Here is a 9,996-nt window from a genome sequence, read left to right on the forward strand (position 1 = left end):
GCGGCCGCCGTGCTCGCCCTTGCGCGGCGCTTCGATGTGCTTGGACGTAAGTTCGCCCACACCGCGCACCTGCACCAGGAACTCGCCTTGCTTCACCTTCGCGAGCACCACCCGGTCGCGCGACGCCAGCTGGTCGGCACGCCCCAGCACGCTCATCGCCGCCACCACCACCACCGCCGCACCCGCCGACACCAGCAGCCACCGCCGGTGGCGACGCCACCAGGGGGCTACCGGAATGTCTTGTCTCCTGATATCCACGCGATCCCTTTCCTGTTTGGCGCAGTCGCGGTCATGGCTGCTGTCAGGAACTTGGATGCGTGTACCGGCCCAAATGGATTCAACCCTGTCAGGTCATCGCGACGTCCGGGTGGTCGGCCGCGACCCTCTCCACGGCTAGGTAGCCGGAAAGCACCGCCACGTCTTCCTCGGCCAGCGGGATTCCCGTCCGTCGGCGATCGGCCTCCACCTCGCGTTCCGGGTCGCCGGGCACGCGTACCGGGGCTGCCCCGGCCGGCTGGCTTTGCCGGAACTGCGCTAGCAGCTCGGACAGCCGCGCCCTGAAAACCGCCGGATCCACGAACGCGGCAACCTCGATCGCCACCATGAAATGACTGATCTGGCGCGGCGTGTCGTAGGGTTCCCGGTAAAGATTGGAGAGTTCGGCATCGAACGGCATGTTGGACAACAGCGCGCACAAGATCTGGATCATCATGCCCAGGCCCTGCCCCTTGATGCCGCCCAAGGGCTGCAACGCGCCCAGATCGCCGCCGTGCGAAAGGTCCTGGCCCTCCTGGTTGGTGGCCAGTCCCGGCTCCACCGGCAGGCCGTGGCGAAGCGCAAGCAGCACGCGCGAATAGGCGGTCTGGCTGGTCGCCATGTCCAGATAGAAGCCGTCGTCGTCCAGGCCCGGCGCGGCCATCGCCAGCGGATTGGTACCGTTGAGCGGAACGACCCCGCCGAAAGGCACGACCAGGGCATCGGAGTTGCTGAAGACCAATCCGATCTGCCCGGCGGCGGCGGCCATGCGCGCGAAGTAGTCGGCACGGCCGAAGTGGTTGGAGCGACTCACCGCCAGCGCGGCGATGCCGGCCTTCCGCGCGCGACCGATGACCTCTCGCATCGCCGCCGCCCCCGCCACCACGCCGAGGGCGTCGTCGGCATCGAACAGCGCCGCCGCCGGATAATCGCCGTGAATGCGGAACGACGGCTGCTTCTTGGCGCGGCCGCCTTCGATTTCCTTGAGATAGAAATCGAGCAGCCGCACGCCATGCGTATCGATGCCCCGCAATGAGGCATCCACTAGAGCATCCGCGACGTCCGCCGCATGCGCCGCCGAAATTCCGCGATCGCGCATCAGCGCGACCATCGCCGCATGCACGACCTCCGCGTCATACCGCCGCATCGCACACCTCCTGGCATTGGCGGACGAATTGACCGAGCCGCGCCACGCCTTCGCCGATCAGCGACGGCTCGACATTGCTGAAGGCCAGCCGGATGCTGTCCTGACACGTTCCCGAAAGCGAGAAGAACGATAGCGGCATCGGAATGACGTGCTGCTCGCGCGCGCACCGCAGCACCTCTGCCTGCCCGAACGAAAACGGCAGCTTCATCGTGAGGAAGAAGCCGCCCTCAGGACGATTCCAGTGCACGGCATCGCGCTGATCGGCGAACTCCTTTTCCAGCGCGGCCAGCAACAGGTCGCGATTCCGGCGGTAGTGCTCTAGCTGCGGGGCGATCAGCTCGCGTAGCGTTCCCTGCTGCGCCAACAGCATGCCGCCGATCAGCGCCTGGTTCAGCTGACTGGTGTTCACGGTCAAGAAACTCTTGCGTTCGCCGAGGTTCGCCACCAGCGTGCGGGCCGCCTCCGCACTGCCGAACAGCGTGTCCGGCACCAAAGCGCCTCCGACCCGTACGGCCGGGCACAGCGTCTTGGAATAGGTGAACAGGTAGATCACGCAACCCGCGCGATCGAGCGCATACAAAGTCGGCAGGCGCTCGCCTTCGTAGCGGAACATCCCATACGGGTTGTCCTCCAGCACCGCGATGCGCTGCCCGGCGCACACGCTCAGCAGCGCCTCTCGTGCTTCCAGCGACAATACGGTCCCGGTGGGATTGTCGAATTCGGGGATCAGATACAATGCCCGCGCCCGCTTCCCCTGGTGACGCAGCTTTTCCGCGACCTCCTCCAGCTCGGCCGCCAGTTGGCTGTCATCCTTCGAATGCAGCGGCACGATCTCGATACCGTGAAGATCCGCCACGCCGGTCATGCCGATATAGGTGGGATCGCGCGCGATCACCACATCGTTCTTGTCCTGACACAACGACAACATGCACAGCGCCAGCGCCTCCTGGCAGCCTGCGCTGACCACGATATGCTCGCTCCGGCCGTGCACGCCTTCGTCCAGTGCGAGCTGCTCGGCGATGAGTTCGTTGACGATGCCGTTGGTCCGGCCGTACTGCGCCAAGAGCCGCCCGGCATCGGCGTACGACAAGTCCCGCCGCGAGGCGAATTCGCGCTGGTACTGCGGAATCGAATCCAGCCACCGCTCCAGGTCGAAGAAGGCCTCCGCCGGACGCCCCGACGCCAGGGAAATGGCGTCGGGGAAGTCGCCCGCGACTTCGTTGAGGAAATTCATCACCGCCAACCGCGATGTGTTCGTCTGCGTACTCACGTCGCCCCTCCCGTATTGCCGGCGTGCAGCCACTCAATAAGCATCGGCGCGCTCCAGTTCCTCGAACAGACGGTTGATATTGGCCTCCTTGAAACCGGTCTCGCCGGTACGCTCGATCAGCTCGAACATCATCCCCGACACCTTGTCGCGCTTGCTGAAGGTTTGGCGCAGGCCGGGCGCATCCAGCACGCTGGTGCAGAACTCCAGTCCATTCTCCGCCAGGGCGCGCTGGGTGTTCTCGATGTCCTCGACTTCGAACGCGACGTGCTGCACGCCCGGCCCATACTCGTTGACGTAACGGCTCACCTGCGATTCCGGGGAGGTGCCCTCGATCAGCACGATCTGGAAATTTCCCGCCGACATGACGGCAGAGCGCATGCCGGTGTACTTTCCGACGGTCTCGCGCCGCTCGACCAGCGGCAACTTCAAGGTGTCCCGATAAAGGAGGATTGCCTCTTCCAGATCATGGACAGCGATCGCAAGGTGGTCGATGCGCAAAAAGGGACCCGATTCCATACACTTTCTCCTTCCATAGTAGTTGCTGCCCGATGATTTCAGGCAGGCGTGGCTTCGACCACTTTGGTGCTGGCTACATGAGGAACTTCATCCCCGTTGCGCTTCTCGACGATCTTTCCATCCTCCATGATCAATAGCTGGTCGGCGACGTGGAAATAGCGGTCGTCGTGGCTGACCACGACAACGGCCTTCCCCTGGGCCTTCAGGTCACGCAGGATCTCCGTGTAGAACACCCTCTTGAAAACCGGATCCTGGTCCGCCGCCCACTCGTCGAGCAGGTAAAGCTCCTTGTCGTCGACGAACGACACCACCAGCGCCAGGCGCTTGCGCTGGCCGTCCGACAGGTCGGTGGTGGAGAACAAGCCGTCCTTGATCTGCACCTTGTGGTCGATCGCCAGCTCGCACAGGTAGCGGTTGGCCGCCTCGAGCTTCGCGTCGTCTATCGGCGAAAGCAGTCGGTCGAACAGGTAGAAATCGGAGAATACGGTGGCGATGTTCTGGCGATAGTCGTCGATGCACTCCGCGTCCACCGCCTGCTCGTCGAACAGGATGCGACCGCTCGCCGGCGGGTAGTGCAGCGACAGCATCTTGCACAGCGTCGACTTGCCGGAACCATTGCCACCGACGATGAAGGTGACCTCGCCCTTGCGGATCGAAAAGTCCAGCGGCCCGACCGTGAATCCGTCGTGCGCCTTGTCGGTGCGATGCTGGTAGCCGACCCCCGCGAACGAGACGATGCTCCAGTCGCGCTGGCGCAGCGGACGCTCCGCCTCGATCTGCTCCGGCAGCTTGCCCAGGATCTCCTCGATTTTCCGCAGCGATACCGCAGCCATCGACATGCTTGGCAAGGTGTTGAGGATGACGGCGATCGGCCCGGTGATGTACAGCAGCACCATCACCACCGCCACCAGGTCGCTACCGGAGATTTCGTGATAATTGACGAACACGAACGCGATGGCACCAATGGCGAAGAAGAACAGCAAGTCGCCATAGCTGTTGGCCGCCAGCATGATGGTCATTGCCTTCTTCTCGGAGCGGAGCAATTCCCGTTCGCAAGGCTGCAGGATCTGCTCGAAATAGCCGCTTCGCTTATGCCGGTCTAGCTGGAGTTCCTTGATGCCGAGGATCAGGCCGCGCACACCCTTCTCCAATGTGTCGTACAACTGCCGAGCACGATGGAAATGGCGATTGGCGAACAACAGCGGAATGTGGAACGTCACCACGCCGAAGATCACCGCCCCCAACACGAACAGGAACACCGGCGTGTTGATGTACCAGAGGAAGCCGAAGATCCCGACCAGCATCACGCCATTGATGAGCAACTGCGGCACCACCGCGGCGCCGCCGATGATGCGCCGCACGTCATCGGTGACCGCCACGGTGAGCTTGGCCTGACCCAGCGTTTCGAGTTGCGGATAGCTGGACTGCACGATGCGCCGACACAGCCGCTGGCGCAGGTTCGATGACAAGTCCATCGACACGCGTGCCACCAGGATCGAGGCCGTAGCCCGGGTAATCAGGATGAGCAGGCAAAACAGGGCGAAGAATGCCGCCAGCCGGCCGTTGCTCACCTCGAAACCCAGAAACATCTGCACCTGGGCGTCGGCAGAAGTGAGTCCGCCCTCGGGTCCGCTCAGCGCGGTCAGGATCAGCGGAATCGCCAGTGCGTAGAGGCAGCCGGAAAGCCCGCCGGCCAGCACCGCCAGGAACACGCGGGTCGGCGCGAAGCGCCCGAACTCGGACATCAGACTCAGGCGGCGGCGCGGCCGTTCGTCGGGTTTGCGTCGGCGCAGCTTCATTTCTTATCTCCAGCGGTGAGCGTGTAGTACTCGCCGCGCGTGAACGGCTGCACCATGTCGGCGTAATGAGCACTCATCCAGTTGCCCGATTGCCCGGTCGAGTTCATGTATTGGTGTTGCACGCCCTGTCGACTCAGCGCGATGAGCTGGCGTGAGCTGGCGCCGTAATTACCGACGTAACCATTGGTGCCGTCCACCGAGTAGGCGGAGACCTTGATGCTGTCCGGTCCGCCACCACTGTCGACGCGACGCTCGAACAGACCGGACAGGCCCCGGATATTGCTGAATGGCTGATGCGCATACTGGACATGGTGGATGTCGCCCCAGCGCCAGTCCGCCTCGTCCTTGCCGCTGCGCCGCTGCAACTCGGCCAGCGCCTGGCCGAGACTTGCACGCAGCACGCCGCGACAGGACCGGTCGCCGCTTTCCGGTACCCGCGGGTCGCACCAGAGCGCATGCGGGTCGGTCAACGCCCGTTGGATCTGGTCGACCGTGGCCGTGTCCAGGACAGCGCGCACGTATTGAATCTCGTCGTGGCGGATCCAATCGTCGCCGAGCACGCCACCGAATAACCCCGCCGAGAGGTGTCTCATCCATACATTGAACAGGGCCGCCTGGGCACTCGAGGCGCTCATGTCGCCGGACCAGCCCTTGAGCAGCGCCAATGCCTTGCGCTCTTCCTCGTTGGCGGGCTTGATCGCGGTCAATACCGGCACGAGCCGGCGGGCCGACAGGCTGCGCTCGTCCGTCTGGATCGCCTGCATGTCCTCAAGCTTCAACCGACGACCGGAGGCAATCGCCTGCTCGAGCATCTCCCGGATACGCTGGCCGCGCGCCGGCGGTGCCCAGTCATTGGAAATGAAATACGGATAGTCGTCGTCGACCGGGCGGTCGTTGGCGGAGGCGATGTAGCCCTCCGGCGGGTTGTAACGGGATGGCATGGCGTCGAACGGAATCTGCCCCTGCCACGCGAAATCCGGGTTCCAGCCGGGCACCGGCAGTGAGCCATCGCCCTTGCGCCGGATCGGGATCGCGCCGATGCCCAGGTAACCGATGTTCCCGTCACGGTCGGCGTACAGCATATTCAGGGCGGGCGCCACGTAATGCCGGTAGGTCGCCTTGAACGTCTCCCAGTCCTTCGCGTAGCTCACGGCGTACATGCTTTCGTAGCTGCGGTCGCCCGGCTGCAACGCGGTCCAACGCAAGGCTAGCGGCTGGCCGACGGCCTTGCCGCGCATGCCGCTGACGATCGGTCCATCGCGCGTGCTGCGCACATCGATCCGGACCGGCTTCAGCGCCTGGTGCAGGAAGGACGGAAACGCCGGCGCGACGCTGATGTCTTCCGTGCGGCTTTCCACCGGCACCCATGCGCCATCGGCCAGGTAGAGATCCGGATCCTTCGGGTCGAAACGCTGCACCGCGAGATCCTGCACGTCGGCCATCATCGCGGTGCCGCCCCATGCGATCTGGCCGTTCTGGCCGAAAATCACCGGCGGCAATCCGACCAGGCTCATGCCCTGCGCACGCAACGTCGCACCATGCTGGACCACGGGATACCAGGGCGACGGCATCTGAAGCCCCAGGTGCGGGTCGTTCGCAAGCAGGGCGCCGCCATTCGCGGTATGACGGCCGGCCACGACCCAGGCATTGCTGCCCACTTCGCGACCACCGATCTTCCAGTCCAGATGCAGGTTCTTGGAGAGCGTGCCGAGCGATACCAGGGAAGCGGGCGACGGCTGCGCACCTTCGTCCGCCGTCGGATCGATCTCGCCGTGGAAGAAGGACTGCATCTGCAGTGGACGCAGATAACGCCCTGCCACGGCCTTGCCGATTTCCTGATCGAGATTGCCGCTCAGGCTCAGCGAGAAGACCTTGCCCCAGGACAGCGAGTCGATTTCGCTCCACGGCTCGGGGCGCACGCGGAACAGGCTGAACTCGATCGGCAGCGGGTGTCCTTCGCGCAGCCAGGCATTCACACCGTTCGCGTATGCGGACAGCGAACGCTGCGCCGGTTCGCTCAAGGCAGCGTGCGCGCTCTGCGCGGAGCGGCGCAGCCCAAGCGTGCGCACCCAGCTATCCTGCATGAGCAGGTCCTTGCCGAAGATCTCGCTCAGCCGCCCCGCAGCCAGCCGCCGCTCCAGTTCCATCTGCCACAGACGGTCCTGAGCCTGCACGTAGCCCATCGCGAAGTAGATGTCTTCATCGCGATCCGCGTACAGATGCGGCACGCCGTACTCGTCGCGCACGATGCGTACCGATCCGCCGCCCGGCGCCTGCACCGTCTGCGTTTGCGGCGGCAGCCCCTGACGGCCATGCACGTAGAGCCATGCCAGCAACAGCGCAAGCGGTAGGAACACGAACAATGCGAAACGCTTGAGTATCGGAAAACCACTTCTCATTGTCATTACTCGAAAGAAACATCAAACAGCGCCACTCGCACCGGCACGGCGCCGGCGCGAACAGCGGACTCAAAGCTCAAGCGCGTACTTTCCGCACAGGCGCTCGACCGGAAGACCGAGCGTCCGGCCGTGCTCCACCATGCGTGTCGACTGGACGATCTGCTCGGAGTGCTCGTTGTATTCCAGACCCATGAAATAGCCGTACCAGGGTTCCATGCCGAGCGCGTAGATGAGCATCTGCTTCGGCTGGAATGCCTCGACCATGCGTGCCGCCTCCTGGAAGCCGGAGCCGTTGAGGCGACGGGATTCCTTGACGTTCTTCGGCACCAACTCCGTATTCAGCGCGCCATAGAGCCAGGTGTAGGGCGCACCGACGCATTCCATGCCGATCGCCAGCACGTCCAGATCGCCGGTGAAGTCATGCAGCATCTGGTACATGCGCGGCTCCAGGTTGGAGGAGTCGGCGCCCGCATAGATCTTCCTGCCCTGCAACTCGAAGAACCAGGCCGTTTTGCTGCGGATGTTCAAGTCGCCGTGTTCGCCGAGGAACGGAATGCTCACGATGCGGCCATCGGGCAGCGCGAACTCTTCCAGGTCGTCCACCTCCGTCGCCTGGAATCCGAGCTGCGTCAGCAGCAGGCGCAGCGAAGGATCGGCCAGGGTGCCGCCGTTGTTCTTCGGCACCAGCACCTTGTCGACCTTGTGCCTGAGCTGCAGCAAGGTCTCCAGGTTCACGTGATCGGCATGGTTGTGCGTGAGGCACAAATAGTCGATGCGCTCGGGCAGGTCCGCGTAGGAATAGGTCTTGTCGGCATTGTCGTCGGTGCAGGTGGCGATGACGGGATCGACCATCAACGCGCAGGCACCGCTCTCGACGAGAAAGCCGGCGTGTCCCATGTAACGTAGCCGGACGCCATCATTCGGTGCCCGGTGGACCGGCGGCGCCGTATCGGTGAACAGCGAAAGGTAGTCCAGTCCACCCTCGCCCGGCGCGTCGTCGAACAGCGCATCGATTTCTTCGCGCGAGAGCGGCCTGGTGCGTGCGCTGAACAGCCGATCCCACCATGGCGAGCGGAACGGCAGGCGGATGTGCAAATGCCGCTCATCGGCCAGGCGAGGCGTGCTGAGCACGAACGGCCGCTTCTGGCCTGGCGCCAGGATGCCCAGCGATACCGACTGCATCGACTCGTCGTAATAGCGGCTGCGATACAGCAGGGGCTCGATCAGCCGATACCCGGGCTGATGATAGAGGTCCATGTGCAGTTCGACGTAGCCCTTGAGCAGTTCCGGCACCTTCGCATACAGCGGCTCGATCGACTCGCCGCTGCGATGGGCGCGGACCAGCACGTCCAGTTCGCGGATCGCCTCGGCGAGTTCGGCGTACAGACCGTATTCGTTGTCGAAGCTCTGCAGCAGGGCTTGCACCTGCCCCAGCTGCTCGCGGCTGCAGTCAACGAATTCGCCACCACCGGCCAGCTCGGGATCCTGGTTCGCCAGGATGTGCAGCTCCGTGTTCTTCACGAAGGAATGCATCAGGCGGCGGTGCGTCTTGCTCATGTACATCGCGTACGTCAGCGGCGCGATCAGGTTCGGCCACGCGTACCAGTGGTTCACCAGCGGCTCGACATAGACGTCCGGCCGCAAGTACCAGCGTTTCTCGCTATCCATATCCTCTTCCTTAATTTGCGAGCACGACCGGTCGCGCTCGTAGCGTGCCCGACAGCTCTCGAGCGATCGCTGCGAGCAGACGCTTCCGCTCGTCGTGAATAAAGAAATGCCCACCCGGCAAGCATTCGAAATCGACCGGCAACTCGATGCGCTGCGTCCAGGCCGCGAGTTCCGGCTCCGGAATGGAGTCCTCGGCGCCGTAGAAGAGGCGCGTGGCCACGCCGCGCAACGAAGGCCACGCGCATGCGTGGTTCTCGGCGAGCGCGAAGTCGGCGCGCAACCCCGGCAGCAACAGATCCAGCAAGGGTTCGCACTCCAGCACTTCCGGCGGCGTCGCCTTGAAGTCGCGCAGCATGGCCTTGAATGCCGCGTCGTCCAGGGTCGAGTAACTCAGCTTCTGGCGCGCCCATGGCGCCCCGCATGCCGACAACAACAACCGCTTCGGCATCGGCGCACCGGCTGCCTGCAATCGACAGCACAGTTCAAACGCGATCAGCGCGCCGTTGCTGTGCCCGAAGAAACTGTACGGCACTGACGTGTTCAACACCGGCGCCAGTTCGGCCAGCAGTGTCTTGCAGACGCGATCGAGGTCGACACAGGGAGGCTCGAGCACCCGACCGCCTTTGCCGGGCGACTCGATCGCCAGCACTTCGATCCCCGGCAAGGACTCCGCCCAGCCGTGGAATACGCGCGCGTTACCTCCGGCATACGGCAGGCAGATCAGGCGTGCGCGCACCGGCGCATCGCCCACCTGCCTGACCCACCACGGCGAGGTATGCGAAAACTCATTCATACCGCATGCCTTCGGCCGGTTCGCCGCGCAGGATCCTGCGGGTGGACAGGTAGGTGGCCATGCCCACCAGCAGCGTGATCGTGATCGCCACGCCCAGCCCGATCGCCACCGGCACCACGGCTCCCAGCCCGGCCAGACGCGAGAGCAGG

At 64.2% G+C, this 9,996-nt stretch carries 8 protein-coding genes; all 8 read right to left on the reverse strand.

The features are described 5' to 3' along the window. Nucleotides 1–258, reverse strand: a 258-nt coding sequence (locus tag ASE35_RS07585) for a hypothetical protein (protein ID WP_200957004.1), incomplete at its 3' end; no start/stop codon positions are given. An 88-nt stretch (nucleotides 259–346) separates the two neighbouring features. Beyond that, nucleotides 347–1,402: an Ldh family oxidoreductase gene (locus ASE35_RS07590; protein WP_057163454.1), complete on the reverse strand. Its 1,056-nt coding sequence runs from the start codon at nucleotides 1,400–1,402 to the stop codon at nucleotides 347–349. Further along, on the reverse strand, nucleotides 1,389–2,672 hold the full coding sequence (locus ASE35_RS07595) for a PLP-dependent aminotransferase family protein (RefSeq protein WP_057163455.1): 1,284 nt from the start codon (nucleotides 2,670–2,672) through the stop codon (nucleotides 1,389–1,391). The genes ASE35_RS07590 and ASE35_RS07595 overlap by 14 nt, the downstream gene beginning before the upstream one ends. A gap of 33 nt (nucleotides 2,673–2,705) precedes the next feature. Continuing rightward, entirely contained in the window at nucleotides 2,706–3,188 is a 483-nt protein-coding gene (locus ASE35_RS07600; RefSeq protein ID WP_056183356.1) for a VOC family protein, read from the reverse strand. Between the two features lie 38 nt (nucleotides 3,189–3,226). Beyond that, nucleotides 3,227–4,987: a cyclic peptide export ABC transporter gene (locus ASE35_RS07605; protein WP_057163456.1), complete on the reverse strand. Its 1,761-nt coding sequence runs from the start codon at nucleotides 4,985–4,987 to the stop codon at nucleotides 3,227–3,229. Next, complete coding sequence (locus tag ASE35_RS07610; protein ID WP_162259029.1) at nucleotides 4,984–7,386, reverse strand: penicillin acylase family protein; 2,403 nt, start codon at nucleotides 7,384–7,386, stop codon at nucleotides 4,984–4,986. Before ASE35_RS07610 ends, ASE35_RS07605 begins: the two co-directional genes overlap by 4 nt. A gap of 69 nt (nucleotides 7,387–7,455) precedes the next feature. Continuing rightward, complete coding sequence (locus ASE35_RS07615) at nucleotides 7,456–9,054, reverse strand: MBL fold metallo-hydrolase (protein ID WP_056183362.1); 1,599 nt, start codon at nucleotides 9,052–9,054, stop codon at nucleotides 7,456–7,458. 10 nt (nucleotides 9,055–9,064) lie between these two features. Then, nucleotides 9,065–9,847, reverse strand: a complete 783-nt coding sequence (locus ASE35_RS07620; RefSeq protein WP_082611170.1) for a thioesterase domain-containing protein — start codon at nucleotides 9,845–9,847, stop codon at nucleotides 9,065–9,067. Nucleotides 9,848–9,996: the final 149 nt, after the last annotated feature.

Source organism: Lysobacter sp. Root916, assembly GCF_001429785.1.
Classification (GTDB): domain Bacteria; phylum Pseudomonadota; class Gammaproteobacteria; order Xanthomonadales; family Xanthomonadaceae; genus Lysobacter.

What these genes read in the sequence shown, in the direction of transcription:
- ASE35_RS07590 (WP_057163454.1), bottom strand. Translation starts at nt 1,402, where the DNA reads ATGCGGCGGTATGACGCGGAGGTCGTGCATGCGGCGATGGTCGCGCTG.
- ASE35_RS07600 (WP_056183356.1), bottom strand. Translation starts at nt 3,188, where the DNA reads ATGGAATCGGGTCCCTTTTTGCGCATCGACCACCTTGCGATCGCTGTC.
- ASE35_RS07605 (WP_057163456.1), bottom strand. Translation starts at nt 4,987, where the DNA reads ATGAAGCTGCGCCGACGCAAACCCGACGAACGGCCGCGCCGCCGCCTG.
- ASE35_RS07610 (WP_162259029.1), bottom strand. Translation starts at nt 7,386, where the DNA reads ATGAGAAGTGGTTTTCCGATACTCAAGCGTTTCGCATTGTTCGTGTTC.
- ASE35_RS07615 (WP_056183362.1), bottom strand. Translation starts at nt 9,054, where the DNA reads ATGGATAGCGAGAAACGCTGGTACTTGCGGCCGGACGTCTATGTCGAG.
- ASE35_RS07620 (WP_082611170.1), bottom strand. Translation starts at nt 9,847, where the DNA reads ATGAATGAGTTTTCGCATACCTCGCCGTGGTGGGTCAGGCAGGTGGGC.